The sequence below is a fragment of the Novosphingobium hassiacum genome, from assembly GCF_014196055.1.
In the GTDB taxonomy this organism is placed as follows: Bacteria; Pseudomonadota; Alphaproteobacteria; order Sphingomonadales; family Sphingomonadaceae; genus Novosphingobium; species Novosphingobium hassiacum.
Window position 1 is genome coordinate 945,417 of record NZ_JACICY010000001.1, and the last position, 18,838, is coordinate 964,254.

Here is an 18,838-nt window from a genome sequence, read left to right on the forward strand (position 1 = left end):
GTTCGTTCGGCGGATCAGCACGTCGGCGTGGGTTGGGGGTCCCCGATGCAATGAGGCGCGAACTTGATGTCGCGCCTTGCCTCAACATAGGCTAGAGAGGCTTCAGCCCTCGGCGAACAAGCATCGGGAGCATCAGGGGAGGAGTGCAGGCGGGCGGTGAATGACAACGACCTGATTGCTGCAATGTATGGCGCGGTCAGCGAGGGTGCTCGGTGGACCGAAGTGCTGGACGCCATCAAGTCGCGGCTGGGTGTTGCGAGCGCCGTTTTCCAGCGTATTGTTGCCGACAGGGACGAGTTGATCCCGGTGATCAGCCATCGTGACACGTGGTCGACAAAAGAGGCGCACCACCATGATGCATGGGCCAATTCGCCACTCAACCCCCGTTTTCGCCGCGATACCGAACCGCGCGGGCAGGAAGAGATCGAAAGCGACCAGCGCTGCCTTGCGCTTAGCGCAATAGACCGAGAGGCTTTGAAGCACGGGCTTGCAGCATGTGGCCTTGGTTCGGGTTTCTGGCTGGGTTGCCGGACCGCACCCAGTGAGCACACGACGATGATCTTTCATCGCCACGCAGGTGACGAGCGCGACATGACCGACGCGGACCTGCATTTCATGCAAATGCTCCTGCCGCATTTCCGGCAGCTCTCGCGCCTTCTCACAAACCTTGGCGAATATGAGGCGCGGCTGTCGGTGGCAGAGGCGTTCATGGATTCGACCAGCCTTGCGCTGGTGGCCTGCGACATGGACCTGGGGGTTCATTGGATGAATGCTGCCGCCGAGCGCCTTGTCCATGCCCTTCCGCAGGTGGAGCAGATCGGCGGCAGGCTGCGCTTCCGGTCGAGCGATGGCATGACCGTCGTCCGAGAGGTAGTCCACGGATTGCGGGGCGATACCTGCCGGGTGGAGGGCAACCAGCCTGCCGAAGTGCTGCACCTGCGCGTCCTGCGCCGCGATGCTGCGGACAAGCGGCGCTGGGGCCGGAATCTCGCTCTGATTGCGTTATGCTCTCCGGGCACTGCACCCCTGATTGATGCAGCCGAAGTGGCGGATCTGTTTGGCCTCACCATGGCGGAGGCGAAGCTGACCACGCACCTGGTCGGCGGGATGACCGTCAAGGACTTCGCCGCGCATCGCGGCATTGCCGAAGGCACAGCCCGGATGCAGCTCAAAAGCGCGCTGACAAAAGCAGGCGTAGGGCGGCAGGCCGATCTGGTCCGGCAGGTCTGCCAGTCCCTCGCCCGGTTGTAATAATCTGCCCCGAAACAGTGTGTCGGATCAGAAGGGCCGAAGCAGATCATCCCGCTCCGGCCCTTTGATATCAGAAGGTCACGTTCAACTTGACGCCATATTCACGCGGCGCGCCGTAGAACTCGTTCGAGTTGAGCTGGCCGGTGACATATTCCTTGTTCGTCAGGTTCGTGCCCCAAGCCTCGATCCGAAGCGCTTCGCTGATCTTGAGCGTGACGATGGCCGAAAGCAGCCCTCGCGGATTGAGCCGATCCGACAGCCGCGAATAACCGATGTAGGTGAACTGCTCGCCGACATAGGCATAGTTCACGCGCGGCGTCAGCGACATTTCGCCCCCAAGGGGGATTTCGTATTCCACGCCCCCGCCCCAGGTCCAGCGCGGTGCATAAAGGTTCGGCCCGCCGCCCGTGGTCTGGATGAACGGCGCGTAATCGAAGCAGAACGGCGGCGCCGAAGGCGTACCGGCGGGGCATTGCGGCCCGAGATTGGCACCGCCCAATGGCCGCGTGTTGACGAAAGTGACGCTCGCCAGGTCGGAGTCGACAAAGGCTCCATTCAGGTCGAAGCCGAACCCGCCAAAGCGGCCCTGCACTTGCGCTTCCACGCCCTTGATCTTTACCGTGGAGACGTTTTCCACCCCGGCAAAGCCAGTGCTCGGCTCAACCAGGTTGAACTGGAAATTGGAGTACTGGTTGTAGAACGCGCTGATCTGGGTGCGGATACGGTTGCGAAGGAAGGCCGACTTCCAGCCCGCTTCATAGCTGATCACGCGTTCCTTATCGAAGTTCGACGTGGGCGAATTGAACCCACCCGGCTTGTAGCCACGCGCGACAAGCGCATAGAGCAGATTGTCGGGATCGACCTTCCAGTTGAGCGCGAATTTGCCTGTCGCGAGCGAATCCTTGTGGCTGCCGGCAAGCGAGGCGACCGCAAGCCCGCCCGATGGGAACCCGGGAATGCCGTTACCAATCGTCACGTCACCATAGCCGGTGGCCTTGTAGGTCGAATAGCGCGCGCCGAGCTGCGCTTCCAGACCGGGGGCGATCTCATAGTTGCCTTGCGCGAACAGCCCGGTGGTGGTGCGCTGGTTGCCGCCGACGATGTCGGTCGGGAATCCGACCTGATTCTGCAGAATGCTGATCGCGATATCGTTGCGCTGGAAGTACCCGCCAAGAATCCAGTCGAACCGGCCATCGGTGGGAGAAATGATGTTGATTTCCTGCGTGTAGACCTTCTCGCCTGCGAAGTAGTCCTCCACGATCCCGCCCGGTCCTGCCGAAGCGTCGATGTCGTTCAGAGCGTTGATGCGCTTGTTCTGATAGCCCGTTACCGAGCGCAGGACGATGCCGCTGGCGAGTTCCTGCCGGAGTTCGAGACTCGCCTGGAATGCACGCTCACGTTCGGCGACAGGTGTATCGAAGCTGATCGAGCGGATATCGCCCACGCGGAACGCATCATAGGGCGTACCGATGATCGGACGATAGGCATAACCGCCAGTGTCGCGATCGTTGAACGAGACTTTGGCGACAGCCTGGAATGATCCCGGTTTCCACATCGCGGTGAACCGGCCACCGCCTTCGCGCAGCTTGCCCGCCTGATTGCTGACCGGCCCGACGCTGTTGTAGAAACTGTCGCGGTTGCGGTAGAAACCTGCCGCGCGGAAGCCGAGTGTATCCGAGACAGGCAGGTTTAGCGCCGCCTCGGACTGCACCGATCCGTAATTGCCGCCGCCAAACATGGCATAGCCGCCAAGGCCAGCGTCCAGCACCGGATTTTGCGTGTTGATAAAGATTGCGCCGCCGGTGGAATTGGAGCCGACCAGCGTGCCCTGCGGCCCGCGCAGCACTTCCACGCTGGCAAGATCGTAGAAACTGTTGCCCTGCACGATCGGTGGCTGGAACAGTCCGTCGACGTAAGTGGCAACGCCTGCGGTAACGCTCGGCGAATTGCTGGCGAGGCCGATGCCGCGAATATTGATCGACTGGGTGATGCCGCCATCGGAGATCGACAGTGCCGGGCTGGCGTTCTGGAGATCGGCAAGGTTGGTCACTGCCTTGTCGGCCAGCGCGCCCGCATCGAATGCAGTAGCCGATACGGCGACGTCCTGCAGCCTTTCCTTGCGGCGCTGGGCGGTAACGATGATCTCGCCAAGCCCTTCGTCGGTGACGGTGGCATCACTGCCGCTTGCGTTCTGCGACTGCGCCAAGGCAATGCCCGGCTGTGCAGCAAGGGCGAGAGCCAAAGCTCCCCCCAGCATGTATTGTGTTTTCAATTTAGCCTCCCGTTTTATTGATTAGTTTTGTGGTTTCCACGCCGACGCGGCGGCAAGGAATGCCAAGGTCTCCTGCTCGGCTGCCTCTTCCTGCGGTGGGAAGTAGCTGAGCTTGACCACGACGGTCCTGCTTGTTGGATCGACGTATACGTACTGGCCTTGCAGCCCGATGGCCGAGTAGGCGGACGAATTCGCCATGGTCCACCACTGGTAGCCATAGCCACCCAGGAAGCCGTTCTCGGCGCCCACAGGGGCTTGCGCTGCCTTGACCCATTCGGCGCTGACCACGCGCTTGCCATTGGCCACGCCATCGTCGAGCATCATCTGGCCAAAGCGCGCCCAATCGCGCAGCGTTGCGTTAAAGCCTGCACCGCTGAATTCACGCCCTTTTCCGGGCTGTCCGTCCATGACGTAGAACCCGTCCGCCTCCGTGCCGAGCGGCTCCCATAGTTTACGCGCTGTGTATGCGGCGACCGTCCCACCACTCACGCGCTCGATCAACCAGCCAAGCACAGCCGTGTCGATGGTCTTGTAGGCAAAGACCTCGCCCGGCTTCGAGCCGCGCTTGATCGTGCGCGCCGGATCAGCAAAACGCGCCACGTTCTTGACCAAGGCGTTGATGTGGTTGCTGGCTGCGATGCCCGGATTGGCAAAGTCGTAGCGTTCCTCGTAATCGACGCCAGAGCGCATCTGAAGGATCTGGCGGATGGTCACGCCGTCATAGCCGCCGCCTTTCAATTCAGGCAGATAGCGGACGATGGGATCATCGAGCGAGGCGATCAGCCCATCTTCCAGCGCTGCGCCAACCAGCGTCGAGGTGATCGACTTGGTCATCGACCAGCCCATGAAACGCGTGCGTTCGTTCGATCCGTTGCGATAGATCTCGGTGACGATCCGCCCATCCTTCATGATCAGAAGGGCGTTGGTATAAGTACGCTCAAGCGCTTGTTCGGCAGTCCAGGTCTTACCGCCGAAGGAATATGTGAAATCCATCGGTCTTTCGACCTTGGGAAAGGTCCACACAGCCCCGGAATGCGCGACCGTGCGCGTGGTGAACAGCTGATCCATGTTGCGGAAGGTGAAGCTGTTCACATCGGCGTCGTTCATGTGCCAGCGCATCACTTGCGTTGCCACGGGCACCTCCGAGGTAGCCCCTGATTGCAGTGGCGTCGGCAATGGCTGCTGGCCCCGACTGGGCATGGGAGCGAGGAGCACGGCGGTCATTGCGCCAATCAATAGATGACGTGAAAGAGCCATACCGAACCATCTCCCTGCGACGTTTCTCTAAAAATTAGAGCCGTCTTCAGGCTTGATAGTAAACGCTGCCACAGGATTGGCATGACCCATTTGGTATATGACATAGCAATTTTAGGAACCCGACCGTTCGGAATGCTGACGCGCGGTACAGTCGGACAAAATTCGCCAACCACCGTCCGTCGTTTGGCTCGGGTTGACGTGATGTGGTCGTGGTAGGTCCACACCTAGGAGCCGTTCCATCGAGCAGGATGGAGCCACCGTCGGATTGTGTCAGCGGACGACGTCCCACTGCTGAGGACGCTTGAACGACCGGTTCCGGCAGACCCCAGCCCTCAACAGGGAGACCTTCGCCACCACGGCCAATCAACCACTCATAAGCAGATCGAATGCCCGCTCGTGCAGCTGCCAGTGAATTTCGCGTGCCGCTAGCCAATCGTCGTCGTAATAGGTGCACGCATAGCGCTCGCCACCATCGCATAAGATGGTGACGATCGAGCCTTGATCGCCTCTCGCCGCCATCTCTTGGATGAGCTGCGCGCAAGCGACAAGATTGGTACCTGTTGACCCTCCCACGCGGCGGCCCAGACGGCTGGACAGGGCGCGCATCGCGCCAATGCTGCTGGCGTCATCGACCGAGATCATTCTGTCGATGACAGATGGAATGAAGCTAGGCTCGACACGCGGGCGCCCGATCCCCTCAATGCAGCTGGCACACCCTTCCGGCAGCGCGATGGCGGCACGGTCTGCGTGGTGTCTGTGGAAGATGGAATGGACAGGATCGGCAACGCACAGCTGTGTCGCATGCCGTTGATAGCTGATGTAGCGACCGATCGTGGCAGAGGTCCCCCCCGTTCCCGCTCCGCAAACAATCCATTCCGGAACAGGGAATTCCTCTGCCGACATCTGCGTGAAGATGCTCTCGGCAATATTGTTGTTGCCGCGCCAGTCGGTGGCGCGTTCGGCATAGGTGAACTGGTCGAGATAATGGCCGCCGGTGTCGCGTGCGAGGCGATGCGCGACCTCGTAAACAGTCCTTGGGTCGTCGACTGGGTGAATCTCGCCGCCATAGAAGCGAATTGCGTCAAGCTTGGGAGCAGCGGTGGTTGCCGGGACGACGGCAATGAAGCGCAGCCCCAACATCCGGGCGAAATAGGCCTCGCTCACTGCGGTCGATCCGGAGGATGCTTCAATGACACAGGTGTCCGGGCCGATCCATGCGTTACACAGCGCGTAAAGGAACAGCGATCGCGCCAATCGGTGCTTGAGGCTGCCGGTCGGGTGGCTGCTCTCGTCTTTGAGATACAGCTTGATTCCGGGGTGACGCGGGAGGTCCAGCCAGATGAGATGCGTGTCAGCCGACCGATTATAGTCCGCCTCGATGAGGCGAATGGCTTCGGTGCGCCAGGCGCGGGCGGACAGATTGCTCTTGTCAGTCGTCATCGCGCATCACCCCCATCAGATGTTCGTTCATCTCGCTGCCGTTGCAGATCACGATGCCGCGACGCGCGCGTGATCTGTCAGGCCGCGCCGGATCAGCATGGCCTGCGGATCGGCATCGCGCCCCCGGAAAGCCCGAAAACTCTCTAGCGCCGGACGGCTTGCACCGCGCGACAAAATCTCATCGCGCAAGGCCGCAGCGGTCGATCGGTTGATCAGCCCCGTCTCGGCAAAGCGCTGGAAACCATCAGCGGCGAGCACCTCCGCCCACAGATAGCTGTAATAGCCCGCGGCATAGCCACCGGCGAAAATATGCGAAAACGCGTGCGGGAAGCGATGCCAAGCAGGAGGTCGCACCACTGCGACCTCGTCCCGCACTGCCTCGGCCACTTCCATCGGGTCGCTGCCCAGCGTTCCCAGATGCAGCAACAGGTCGAGCAGCGCGAATTCCACCTGACGCACCACGAACATGCCCGACAGGAAGCCGCGCGCAGCAGTCAGTTTGTCGAACAGCGCGTCCGACAAGGGCGCGCCTGTTTGGTGATGGCCCGACATGGCGCGCAGCACATCGCGATCCCAGGCAAAGTCCTCCATCAACTGGCTGGGCAGCTCAACCGCATCCCATTCAAACCCATTGGTCCCCGCGATGCTGGGCCGGTCGACCAGTGTGAACAGATGGTGCAGGCAATGGCCCGTCTCGTGGAGCAGGGTGGTCACTTCGCTATGGCTCAGCAGCGATGGGTTCTCATCGGTCTGGGGCGAAAAGTTGCACACCAGATAGGCGACTGGAACGCGCTGGATGTCGCCATCGTTCAGCCGCGGTCGCGCCTGCGCCATCCATGCGCCGCTGCGCTTGCCCGGGCGCGAATGCAGGTCGACATAGACCCCGGCGAACACCGCGCCTGCCTCGTCAAGCACATCGTAATAACAGGCATCGCCATGGTAGACGGCCACATCCTTGCGCGCCACCAGACGAATGCCGAATAGCCGGTCAAGCAGCTGCTGCCACCCTGCGATCACCCGCTCGACGGGAAAATGCGCGCGCACCTCGCGCTCGTCCACGGCAAAGCGCGCCTTGCGCAAGCGCTCTGACACAAAGGCCATATCCCACGGCTGGATGTCGGGAATGCTGAGATGTTCGGCGGCGTAAGCTGTCAGCGCGGAAAAATCGCGCTGCGCCGCTGGCTTTGCCCGGTGCCCCAAGTCGCGCAGGAAGGTGAGCACGTCGCTTGACCCCGGGGCCATCTTGGTGGCCAGCGACCACGCGACCGGATCGGAGAAACCCAGCAAGGCTGCCGCCTCGCGGCGCAACTTCAGAATGCTGCCAATGCGCCCTGAATTGTCGAACTGACCGGCATGCGGTCCCTGGTCGGATGCGCGCGTGCCCGACGCGGTATAGACGCGCTGACGCAACGCACGGTCTTCAGCAAAGGTCAGTACGGCATTCACGCTGGGCATTTGCAGCGTCACGACCCATCCGCCCAGCTCGCGCGCGTTGGCAGCCTGCGCGAACATCGCCTTGTCCGAATCGGCGATGCCCTTGAGCAGCGCTTCATCCTCGATATGCTCGAACCAGGCGTCGGTCGCATCGAGAACCGCGTTGCCGAACGCGGTGGTCAGGCCTGAAAGTTCCAGCGAGATCGCCGCGAACCGGGCGCGAGCCTCGGCGCCCAGCGCTACCCCGGACAATGTGAAAGCCCGGATCATGTGCGCGACGGCAGCGCGATCTGCGGCGGGAAGAGTGGCAAATTCACTCGTGGCGGTGAGCGCGACGAGCACGTCGTACAGGCCCTCGTTCTGCATGACCTGCAGATCGTTCTCGACCAGCCGCGCCTGGCCGGCGACAAAGGCAGCGCGTAGTTCGGGGGTGTCGGCAACACCGTGGAGATGCGAGACAGCGGACCACACACCCCAGATCGCGGCTTCCGCACGCTCAAGCGGCATCCACACCTCGGCGAAGCTGCGCGGCTTGGTCTCGGCCAGCATCTGCACCACTGCCTGGTGATCGGCAATCACCTTGTCGAGCGCAGATTCGATCTGGTCGGGCCGGATATCGGCAAAGCGCGGCAGGTCCAGCGTGGCGAGCAGGGGGTTCATTGTCATTTCATCCATCATGCAGGGTGCGCGGGTCGGTCAGCACCGACAGTAGCGTAACTCAGGCAAGGGCTACGCAGCGAACCTCTTCGGCAGCAACCCCTAGATCGCCGTGTCCGGCAAGGAAACGCGCGGCATAGACCGCTGCGGTACAGCCCGCGGGTCCAGACCCGATGATCAGGACCTTGCTGTGCTGGGCTGCCGGCGTCGCTGGGCAGTTCATGTGCTGGCGTTCCGCGTCAGGCCACATTTCGGTGGGGAGATGAAACGGGCGCTTGCTCGATCAGCTCGATGATTTTCCAGCCGACGGCGCGATAGTTGTCCCCCATCTTCTCAAATTGGTCGAGTCGCTGGCGGAAGCCGCGCGCCAGTTCGGGGTCATCGGCATCCAGCAGGCCCAGCACGCGGTCCAGCCCGGACAGCTCGGCCATGCGGCCGTCGGTTTCAGCCTGTTCGCGAATCTTGAAGACGCGGCTCTCATCGGCCTCGCTCCAGCCGATTGCGTCCATGACCTGCCTGCTTTCCAAGCGACCACACGCGCCCAGCGTATCGTGCAGGACGGTGCGCATTGTCGCGGGCCACGCGGCCGCCTCGACGATCAGGCTCGCCATGTGCAGCGCAGGATCATCGACCACAGTGTCGCTCGCGGCAATCGAGGCCATGCGCGCCGCCTTCCACTCCTTCCGACCGGGCTCGTCACCGTCGATCGTCCGCTGATGCAGCGCAACAACAGCCAGGCGCCAACGCTCGACTTCGGCATCCTGACCGGTCAGCGCGACAATGTCAGGCCGTTCAAGAAGACTGATGAGCATCTGCGAAACGACCCCGGACAGGTCAGCACCGACAGGGGTGCGTTCGAGCAGGGCTTCAACGAACGTTTCTGATCTTGGTCCGAAACTGAAGGCGTTGACGATCACCTCAAGCGCGGTCACGAATGCGATAGGGTAACCATATTGTTCGGCGAAAGCCTCCTTGTCGTCCGCCTCCACGAGTGCACCGATCACATTGGCCTTGCCGTCTTCCCAGGCCGGAAAGATCACGAAGGTGCCCGCGGCGATGTGGCTGCGCAGGCGGGCCTGCGCCATCGCCTTGACGGCAGGATCGCCGAGAAAAGCGATGTCGCTCATTCTGCCGCTCCGACATGGGATTCGACGAAGGCATCGAGCCGGCTGCGCGAGATCGTGCCGACCGTGCGCGCCTGTTCCGCGCCATCGCGTACGACCATCAGCAGCGGGATACCGCGTACGCCAAAGCGAGTCGCCAGGCCCGGGTTGGCTTCGATATCGACCTTCACGATCTCCATCTCGTCGGCATATTCCTCGGCCAGATCATCGAGCGTCGGGGCCAGCGCCTTGCACGGCGCGCACCACGGTGCCCAGAAATCGACCAGCACCGGCTTGTCATTCTTCATGACGATCTCGTCAAAATCCAGTTCGGTGGCGTGACGCATATTCAGGGATCCTCTTGGAATTATTGGATTCTGGGGAAAAATCAGCCGGCTTGGCCGCCGACCATCATCCGGTCGATGCGAAGCGTGGGCTGACCAACACTGACGTGAAGGGTCTGCCCCTGCTTGCCGCAGGTGGCCATGCCGGTATCGAAAGCCAGGTCGTTGCCGATCATCGAGACGTGACGCAGCGCTTCGTCGCCGACGCCAATCAGCGTCGCACCGCGCACAGGCGCCACGAGCTTGCCCTTTTCGACAAGCCACGCCTCGATCGTGGTAAAGTTGAAGCGCCCGGTGACGATGTCGACCTGACCGCCGTCGAATTCGGTCGCGTAAATACCGTGATCGATCGAGGCGATGATATCGGCAGGGTCGGCCTGCCCGTTCGCCAGAAAGGTGTTGGTCATCCGCGGCATCGGCAGATGGGCGTAGGACTGGCGACGCCCGTTGCCGGTCGAGCGCGCATTCATCAGCCCGGCGTTGAGCCGATCCTGCATCAGCCCGGTCAGCACGCCGTCGTCGACCAGCACCGTGCGATCGGGCGGCGTGCCCTCATCGTCGATCCCCAACGATCCCAGCCGCGCGGCGATGCCGCCATCGTCCACCACAGTGACGCCCGGCGCGGCGATCCGCTGGCCCAGCTTGCCATCGAACGCCGACAGCCGCTTGCGGTGATGGTCGCCTTCCAGCCCGTGCCCCACCGCCTCGTGAAACAGCACCCCGGGATAGCCCGGCCCCAACACCACCGGCATCTCACCTGCCGGCGCGGGGATGGCATCAAGATTGTTGAGCGCCATCGTCACCGCAGCCGCGACCATCTGATCGACCGAGGCGGTATCGAACCCATTCAGCCCCGCGCGACGACCCAGCCCAGCCTGGCCGCGCGCGCGGCGGCCACCGGATTCGGCCACGACCATGACCGATAGAATCGTCATCGGCCGGACATCGCCCGCCAGCAGGCCATCGGCATTGGCGACCAGTACCGTCGTATCCTGCATGCGCACATTGGCATCGATCCGAACGATGCGCCGATCGCGCGCCCGCGCAAGGCTGTCGATCCGCTCGAGCACGGCGATCCAACCGCTTGCATCCTCGACCAGCACCGCGTCGGTCGCGGGATACAGGTCATGGCGTCCTGCATGACGGTTCAGCGCGATCCCCTGCGGATGCCGATCCGCATGGCCATCGCGCGCCAGGGCGCGCACTGCGCGGACCGTGTCATTCAGCGCACTCTCGCGAAAATCGGCGGAGTGCGCGAAACTGACATGACCGCGGTGCGCCGCGCGCGCGCCGACACCCTGGCGCATCATGAAGCCGCCATGGGTCACACGGCCACCCTCAAGCCGCCACGTGCGCAGGCTGGTCGTTTCGAAGAACAGGTCGGCGATGTCCGCACCGCCCCCGGCCAGATGGCCCAGCGCGCGGCCGATCATCGCCTCGTCGAGCCCTGCGGGACCGAGCAGCCGGGCGCGGGCGAGGTCGATCGAAACATCGCCGCCGTTCATCGTCTGCCTCCCAGCTGCATGTCATCGATCAGGATGGACCCGGTCCGGATCGCACCCAGACGCTCGACATCAAGCCCGACCGCGCGAATGCCGTTCAGCATCGCGGGCAGATTGCTGGCCAGCGTCACATCGGTGACGGCATGGACCACGCAACCGTCTTCGACCCACAAACCCTTGATCGCCTGCGTCCAGTTGCCGCTTGCAGGGTCGGTCTTGCCGCCCTGAAACTCGGTCACGACAAGCCCCGAGCCCAGCATGCGCAGCATCGCCTGCCAATCACCGCTCGCAGCCGAACTGGTCAGGCGCAGATTGTAGAAGCCATCGGCATTGCCGGTCGATGGCATGCCGAGCTTGCGCCCCGAAAATGTCGACAGGAACAGGCCCTGGACCACGCCGTGGCGCAGTATCGCGCGGCGCGAACCGGCAATCCCCTCGCTGTCGAACCCGCCGCTGGCCAGACCCAAAGGTTCGAACGGATCTTCGCTGAGGTCAAGGTGCGACGCGGCAACGACGCGGCCGAGCGGGTCGGGAAGGAAGCTCATCTTGCGATACTGCGCGTTGCCGGTGAGCGCACCGGCAAGTTCGCCGACCAATGTTGCAGCGGTGTGGGGGGCGAACAGCACCGGGCAACGTCTGCTTTCGATCGTGCGCCCCCCCAGCGCCTGGCGCGCCCGGTTCGCTGCGCGCTCGACCAGCACGGCAGCTGGCAGCAGCGCATCGATGCGCCGCTCTTGCGACTGGCAGAAGGCAGAATTGCTGCCGCCCTCATCCTGCGCCAGCATGACCGACCAGCGCGCATCGTTGGATCGCTGCGTGCTCCGGCAAAAGCCGTCGCTCGTCGCCAGCGCCCAGACGCCCTCGGTCGCGACCGCGACCTGCTCGCCCGCGCGAAGCCGGCGGTCGGAGGCTACGGTCTCGCTGGCAATTGCGTCCATCGCCTGCGCCGCGTCCAGCAACACATCGGGGCTGCGCGGGCTTTCGGCATACAGGTCAGGTGCGGGGCCGGAAAAGGCGAGCCATTGCGCCGGGGGCAGGTCGGCATCGGCGTCGGGCTGGACATGGCCGACGATCAGCATCGCCTCTTCGACAACGCGTTCGATCGCGGCGCGGTCGAACCGCGCGGTCGAGGCCGAACCCTGGCGGCCATCGTGGAACACGGTGAGACCCAGCCCCTGCGTGCCGCTGCGTTCGGCCGTTTCGACCTCGCCGTTGCGTACCGCGATCTTGGCGATACCTTCATGGTGTACCGATGCACGTGCCCTCGCGCCGCGCCGCGCGGCGAGGTCCACCGCCAATGCCGCCGCATCGCGCAGATCCGACTCGCTGTGGGTCAGCAACTCGCTCATGTCTCGGTCTCGATCGTGGACATTGTCGCTTGGCGATCATGCACCAGCAGGCGATGCGTGTGATAAGCGGCCAGCTTCTCGTTATGCACGACGCTGACGATCGTGGCGTCGGGCATCGCCGCACGTACCGCCTCATAGAAATACGCCGCATTGTCGGCGTCCAGCGCACTGGTCGCTTCGTCCAGCACGAGCAAGGTCGGGCGCTGAAGCAGGATACGCGCGAGCGCAACACGCTGCTGCTCGCCAGGTGACAGTTCGTCCTGCCACATACGCAACTGGTGCATATCGTCGATATGGGTCGCCAACCGGACCTTCTCGAGCAACGCCGCGACGGTCGCATCGTCATGGTCCTCGGCGCGATCTGGAAAGCAGATGGCGTTCTTTAGCGATCCGAGCGGCAGATAGAGGCGCTGCGGGACCAGCATCGCCGTGCCGTGCCGGGTCATCGCAACCTGACCGGCGCCATCGGGCCACAGACCGGCAATAGCACGCAGCAACGTCGTCTTGCCGCTACCGGACGGACCCTCGATGACCCACCGTTCGCCATTGCGCACAACCCAATCGGCCAAAGCGATCAGGGATTCGCCATTCGGGCGACGCAATTCCAGGTTCTGCACATGGATAGCGACGCCTTCGCCCGCTTCACCCGGCCTGAAATCAATCCCGCGTGGCCGTTCATTGTCGATCGAGTCATCGAGCGCCTTGAGACGGTTGATGTTGGCGATCTGTTGCGCAAGGCCGGGATAGACCTGAACGAAATAGGACAGCGACGAACTGAACTGGGTGAAGGCATCGCGCGAGGCCATGACCTGACCGAAGCTGATCTGACCGGCAAAGAACTTGGGTACGGTGAGGAACAGCGGGATGACGCCCATAACTCGATCGTAGATGCTGCTTCCCGCGCTCAGACCAATGTTAGCCCACATCAGCCGATACCAGTTGCGCCGAATATTGGCGAAGGACCCTTGCAGCCCGCGCCGCTCCATATCCTGCGTGCGAGAAAAAGCGATCTGTTCGCCATTTCTGCGGACATGGATCAGGTTCGTGCGGAAATCGGCTTCATAATGCTGCTCGCGCATCCGGCGGCGGATGAATGGGCGACCGATCCAGGTGATCACGACCGATCCGAACAGCACATAGACGATCGCGAACCAGATGAGATCGCCCCCGGGGAGCGCAATTTCATAACCGGCGACCGGGACCACTATCGCACTCGAGGTCTGCAGGAGGATATAGCCAAAGCTGACCGCGCTGATCAGGCTACCGATGATGCCAACGGCAATCCCGACGAGCGAGTTGCCCTGCGTCACGTTGGTGAAGGCCTTGATGTCTTCTGCGATACGCTGATCGGGATTATCGATCATACGCAGACGGTCAATCTCGTAGAACCGGTCACGGGCAAACCACCGGTCCATGTACCAGTTGGTGAGCCAGTTGCGCCACCGCATGGACAGCGTCCAGCTGACCAGATTGTTGGCCAGAACAAACGCAACTTGAAGCGCTGCGATCATCAGGAAGGTGAAGATCAGAGTCACGAACAGGCTCGATTGCCGCTGCTCGATCGAATCGAAAAAGTCACGCTGCCAGTGGTTGGACAGGATGAAGGTATAGACCCCGCCAAAGGAAATGGCGGCGTATGCGATCAGTAGGCACCATGCCGCCTTCCAGTCCTCCGACACGAAATAGCGTGTACTCAGCCGCCAGGCGTGCGCGAAGCGTTCGCGCGCTGGCTGCGCTGGCTGGAGACCCGCCTCGCGGCGGGTCTCCTCGACATTGGCTGGGGGTGGCATCATGACAGGCGCAAACTATCAGAAGATGCGCTTCGAGATAGACAGGCGCACGTTCCGAGGTTCGTCGACCGGCACGTAGCTGAAGACGCTTGTCGTGTTGTAGTTGCGCCGATCGAAGATGTTGCGGATACCCAGGTTGAATTCGAAGCCGGCGACCGAGAGGAAGCCGTTGACATCGATCTGTCGCGCTGCCGGAACGACATATTGTCCCAGAAAATCAGCAAACGAGCTCGACCGTCCGTACAGGCCGACAGAGCCGCCTGCGGTCACGCCATCGGCAATCCGCGTGCGGTAGTTCGAATAGAGGCTGTAAGTATCGCGTGGCTGACGCGGAACGTCAGTGAGCGTGGCCGTCTTGGTCAGCAAGGCATATTTGGTTCGGGTGAAAGAGCCGGTCACGGTCCATCCCGGCAACACCTGGCCGACGATGTTGAGGTCGATGCCTCGCCCACGCTGGCCCGGTTCCGATGTGAAACCGCCGATTGTCGGATTGAAGACGATGGTGTTGTCCTGCAAGATGTCGAAGTAAGAGGCGTTAATCGTCGCCCGCTTCGCAAACAGGTCGAACTTGACGCCAGCTTCCTTGTTGGTGGTGATGATATTGGGCAGGAAATTCCGATCGCGATCGAGATTGAAGATGGCCTGTTCGCCGCGCACATAGTTGGCGAAGAGTGAAAGATCGCTGGTGACATCGAAGATGATGCCAGCACTTGGCACGAGACCGTTCTTCTTGTTCACCGGTTGCGGCGTTGCACCGGGGAAAAAGAACTCCGTGCTTGTCTCGAACCAGTTCTTTCGCACACCGCCGAGCATCTTGATCTTCCAGAACTCGACCAGCGCCTGCCCGTAGATGGCCTCCTGCTTGCCCGAAGAACGGATCTGGACCGCGCCGAGCGGCGAGAACGGACGAACGGGAAGACTGGTGTTGGCGCCGAGCGGCGGGTTGAGGATCGTGGTAAAGACCGTGCCGCTGCTTTGATCGGTAAAACCCTTGCTATAGTTGTAGCCGACGTTGAAGCTCAGTTTCACCGCATTGCCGAGCTGCGTCTTGACGCGGACGAAGCCGTCGAGCGCATCGGACTTGCCCTCTTGCAGCGATCCACCGACGCCCAAAGTGAGGTTGCCGGCCCGGTTGTAGCCCACCTGATAAACCTGCAGTGCAAGCCTGCTGTCGTCGTGCAGGCCGCGCACCACAAGCTCGATTCCAGGCGTGATCTTGCGCGTAGCGTCGAAGTAGAAGCGGTCGGTTTTGACGCTGATGCCCTGGTCGGGCGAATAGATGGGCACTGAAGGATCGCGCTCGATGAGCTCGAAAGTCTTGTTGTTGAACAGCGTGTAAGCGCCGATACCGGCTTCAGATTTCGACAAGCTCGCGCCGATCACGATGTCGGTCAGCCGGTCGGTGAACCGCAGCGACGGCGCGATGAGATAATCCTCGGTTCCCCGGTAGCCACCATAATTGTGGTCCATCGTCTGCACGCTGGCGATCATGCGCGCGGTCAGCTTCTTGTCGGCGCTGATCGCGTTGTTGGCGTCGATCACGCCGCGCACCAGCCCGAACGAGCCGGTGTCGAACGAAACAGCCAGCCGCTCCTCGGCGCTGGGCTTCTTGGTCACGACGTTGACGTTTCCGCCCAGATTGCCGAAACCCGAGAGCAACGCATCGGGGCCCTTGAGCACTTCGACGCGCTCGATGTTGGCGACCGGCTGGTTGGCGCCCGATTGGACGCCATATTGCGATCCGCCCGCCAGGCCGTTGACGAGGCCGGCTGCGCTGAAACCGCGCACCGTATAGCTGGCACCCGTGTTGGGATTGTTCGATTGCACCGAAACGCCGCCGGCGTTGCGCAAGATATCGGTGATATCGAGCGCCTGCTGATCCTGAATCGTCTTGGCGGTTATCACCTGCGTGTTGCGTGGCTGATCGCGCAGGCCCAGACCGCTGCGATCGGATGTCGACGACTGGCGAACGAGCACGCTGGTTTCGGCCTCGTCCCGCCGCGCCCGCACCACGATGTCCTGGACGACATCCCACGAGCCATCGGGCGAGCGGCTGATGGCGAGGGTGGTCCCCGCGATCGCTGCCTGAATCGCTGCTTCAGTCGACGATGCCCGGCGCACAGAACGGGACTTCAACCCTGCGACCGCATCGGGATCAAAGTTGACGGTGGTACCCGATTGCGATGCGATTTCCTTGAGCGCATTGGCCAACGGCATGGCAGGCACGGAAATCTCGGCGCTGGCCGCAGCCTGTGCGAATGCCGTCGACGGCGCGACCACATCCATGATGGCGATGGAGCCAAGGCTTACAGCCCCCAGAAGCCAGCGTGTATTTAAAGACATATCAAGCATATCATCCCCCCCCACAGGCCGAACGCAACCCCCGCGCAGCAACGGCTGCACGTCGGCTTGGACGAAACCTGGTGATCACTGCGGATACGCCTTGCGGCGCACTATTGCGGCTGATCTCCGAAGAGACACTCAACCGCACCGAACCTCCTGTTGACCGGTATCCTGATCTTGACGTTAAAGCGTCAGCCGGATTTTCCTGTCGAGATGGAGGCTATGCTTCCGTTCGATGACAGGCAAATTCGAAGTGTTCATGTCGGGCATGAGCAAAATTGATGGCTGTCAGGGCCGGTTTGGAAACTGGCTCACATGTTCTTCGATCCGCTTGACGAACCAGGCCAGCATGGGGTCGCGCCGACGGTGGCTGGCCCATTGCGCGACGTACACCGTCTCCTTGGTGGGAAACGGCGCGGCAAGGACCTTCAGCGGCATGAACGAGGCATAATATTGAAACAGCCATGCGCTGCCGGTCGCGACCAGATCGCTGCCGATCAGAATGGCCGGCAGCGTCGCATGCGACGACGTTCGCACGCTGATCTGCCGTGCCTTGAGCAGGCATTCCCCCAGATCATCGACGGCAATGCGCGCGCTGGCATCGCCTTGCGGTACGATATGCCGCGCTGCCCGGTATTGGGCTTCATCCATGTAGTGGATGGAGCCAAGCTCGGTATGCTCGCTCCACACCATGCACGACGCATGATCGGTCAGGATCGGCAGCGTCTCCAGTCGGTCAATTTTGCAATCTGCGGGGAGGAATAGCAGATCGGCGCCCTGATCGAGCGCGCGCTGGGGCGCATCGGCATCGAGCGGAAGCATCCGCACCGACAGGCCCGGCGCGTCGCTCGACAGGCTCCGCATTACCGGTCCCAGCAACATCTGCTCAATCGCCTCGGGCACCGCGATAATGACCGTCTGCGACGCAGTGAGCGGGTCAAAATCGAGCGCGTAATTGAACGTGCCCTCGATCTCCTGCATCACGCGCCGCACCTCTACGCGCAGTGCCAGGCCGAGCGGCGTCACCTGCTGATCGCCCCCCGAATGCGTGACAAGATCATCGCCGAAATGATCGCGCAGACGCCGCAGCGCGTGGCTCATCGCCGACTGGCTGAGCCGCACCCTGCGCCCCGCCTCGGTCAGCGTGGGTGCGTGCAGGATGGCGTGGAGCGGGTAGAGAAGATTGAGGTTGAGCCGATGCATCGGCATTTCCGTGGCGGGGGGACGCCGATCATGCCTGGACGCCATGGGACCGTCGAAGCTCATCGCGGCGTGCCTTTCAATCCCCGGCATTCGGCCGTGCCGCCAATCTGCCCCCAACGGATACACGTCCTCACGGTAAGGCGTCGCAGCGATATGACAACCTAATCCAGCCCGGTCAGCGCGAGCAGCGCGTATGTCGCCAGCCAGTGCTCGCCCATATAATCGCCGGCCACTGTGCCCAGCGCTGCCGCCAGATGCGCATCCGCCGCGGCTTCGAGCACCTGCCGTACGGCACCTTCGGTCGTCGGCGCGATCTCGCGCATCGCCCACGCGCGCGTCAGGTTGAGCCCGTCGAGATGCGCGATTCTGCCGTCGCTGCGATCGCTGACATGGGCCGGTGAAAGCAAAGCCTGCGGCGACCCTTGCGCCAGTGCCGGGAGGAACGCCGCAAACCAGCCCTTGAACGCGTCTCCGGGCAGCAAGCGCCGCATCGCCAGTGCCTCGATCAGCGTGGGCGAGAGGAAATCCTCGCCGCCCGGCTCCCAGGCTTGCGCCGCGCGATCCAACCCGAACCAATGTTGCGCCCGTTCGGTCATCACGCTGCGCATTTGCTCGTCGCCGCACACCCGCGCATAGCGCTCGGCGAGCACCAGCGCGAACGCGGTGCTGGCATGCGTGCCGGTGCGCACGGGATAAGTGAGCAATGCAAGGTGCTCGCGCCACAGCGTCGCAAACGCATCGGACAGGGGCCGCAGCGTCGCTGCGTGCGGGCTGCGCGCCGTCACCAGCTCGCTTTGCTGGACTTGTAACGGTTTTGTGCCGGTCACCTATCTCATTAAGCCACCTTGGCTTCGAACGCGAGCGGGCTGATGCCGCCCAGATATGAATGTCGG

14 protein-coding genes are annotated in these 18,838 nt (G+C 62.5%); 1 reads left to right on the plus strand and 13 read right to left on the minus strand.

Annotated elements, in window-relative coordinates; all coding sequences use genetic code 11:
* The first annotated feature begins 156 nt into the window (after positions 1-156).
* Positions 157-1,251: a helix-turn-helix transcriptional regulator gene (locus tag GGQ88_RS04615; RefSeq protein WP_183611881.1), complete on the plus strand. Its 1,095-nt coding sequence runs from the start codon at positions 157-159 to the stop codon at positions 1,249-1,251.
* A gap of 70 nt (positions 1,252-1,321) precedes the next feature.
* On the opposite strand, the gene GGQ88_RS04620 is transcribed toward GGQ88_RS04615, so the two are convergent.
* The 13 genes from GGQ88_RS04620 to GGQ88_RS04680 all read right to left on the minus strand — a co-directional run bounded on the left by GGQ88_RS04620 (position 1,322) and on the right by GGQ88_RS04680 (position 18,772).
* On the minus strand, positions 1,322-3,523 hold the full coding sequence (locus GGQ88_RS04620) for a TonB-dependent receptor (RefSeq protein ID WP_183611882.1): 2,202 nt from the start codon (positions 3,521-3,523) through the stop codon (positions 1,322-1,324).
* Positions 3,524-3,544: 21 nt separating this feature from the next.
* The gene (locus GGQ88_RS04625; protein ID WP_343057084.1) at positions 3,545-4,657 is read right to left on the minus strand and encodes a serine hydrolase domain-containing protein; all 1,113 of its coding nucleotides are present in this window, start codon (positions 4,655-4,657) and stop codon (positions 3,545-3,547) included.
* Between the two features lie 486 nt (positions 4,658-5,143).
* Positions 5,144-6,220, minus strand: coding sequence for a PLP-dependent cysteine synthase family protein (locus tag GGQ88_RS04630; protein ID WP_183611884.1), 1,077 nt, complete (start codon positions 6,218-6,220; stop codon positions 5,144-5,146).
* A gap of 48 nt (positions 6,221-6,268) precedes the next feature.
* Positions 6,269-8,320, minus strand: a complete 2,052-nt coding sequence (locus tag GGQ88_RS04635) for a M3 family metallopeptidase (RefSeq protein WP_343057085.1) — start codon at positions 8,318-8,320, stop codon at positions 6,269-6,271.
* A 52-nt stretch (positions 8,321-8,372) separates the two neighbouring features.
* Positions 8,373-8,534: a hypothetical protein gene (locus tag GGQ88_RS04640; RefSeq protein ID WP_183611988.1), complete on the minus strand. Its 162-nt coding sequence runs from the start codon at positions 8,532-8,534 to the stop codon at positions 8,373-8,375.
* A 16-nt stretch (positions 8,535-8,550) separates the two neighbouring features.
* Positions 8,551-9,438, minus strand: a complete 888-nt coding sequence (locus GGQ88_RS04645; RefSeq protein WP_183611886.1) for a hypothetical protein — start codon at positions 9,436-9,438, stop codon at positions 8,551-8,553.
* Positions 9,435-9,761, minus strand: coding sequence for a thioredoxin (trxA, locus tag GGQ88_RS04650; RefSeq protein ID WP_183611887.1), 327 nt, complete (start codon positions 9,759-9,761; stop codon positions 9,435-9,437). The genes GGQ88_RS04645 and trxA overlap by 4 nt, the downstream gene beginning before the upstream one ends.
* 41 nt (positions 9,762-9,802) lie before the next feature.
* The gene (locus GGQ88_RS04655) at positions 9,803-11,263 is read right to left on the minus strand and encodes a TldD/PmbA family protein (RefSeq protein WP_183611888.1); all 1,461 of its coding nucleotides are present in this window, start codon (positions 11,261-11,263) and stop codon (positions 9,803-9,805) included.
* Positions 11,260-12,609 carry a TldD/PmbA family protein gene (locus GGQ88_RS04660; RefSeq protein ID WP_183611889.1) on the minus strand — a complete coding sequence of 450 codons (1,350 nt, stop codon included), beginning with the start codon at positions 12,607-12,609 and terminating at the stop codon, positions 11,260-11,262. The genes GGQ88_RS04655 and GGQ88_RS04660 overlap by 4 nt, the downstream gene beginning before the upstream one ends.
* Entirely contained in the window at positions 12,606-14,402 is a 1,797-nt protein-coding gene (locus GGQ88_RS04665; RefSeq protein ID WP_246385435.1) for an ABC transporter ATP-binding protein/permease, read from the minus strand. Before GGQ88_RS04665 ends, GGQ88_RS04660 begins: the two co-directional genes overlap by 4 nt.
* 15 nt (positions 14,403-14,417) lie before the next feature.
* Positions 14,418-16,742 carry a TonB-dependent siderophore receptor gene (locus GGQ88_RS04670; protein WP_183611890.1) on the minus strand — a complete coding sequence of 775 codons (2,325 nt, stop codon included), beginning with the start codon at positions 16,740-16,742 and terminating at the stop codon, positions 14,418-14,420.
* Between the two features lie 288 nt (positions 16,743-17,030).
* Complete coding sequence (locus tag GGQ88_RS04675) at positions 17,031-17,990, minus strand: LysR family transcriptional regulator (RefSeq protein ID WP_183611891.1); 960 nt, start codon at positions 17,988-17,990, stop codon at positions 17,031-17,033.
* A 116-nt stretch (positions 17,991-18,106) separates the two neighbouring features.
* A complete protein-coding gene (locus tag GGQ88_RS04680; protein ID WP_183611892.1) occupies positions 18,107-18,772 on the minus strand; it encodes a DUF2891 family protein in 666 nt (221 codons plus the stop codon).
* Between the last annotated feature and the right edge of the window lie 66 nt (positions 18,773-18,838).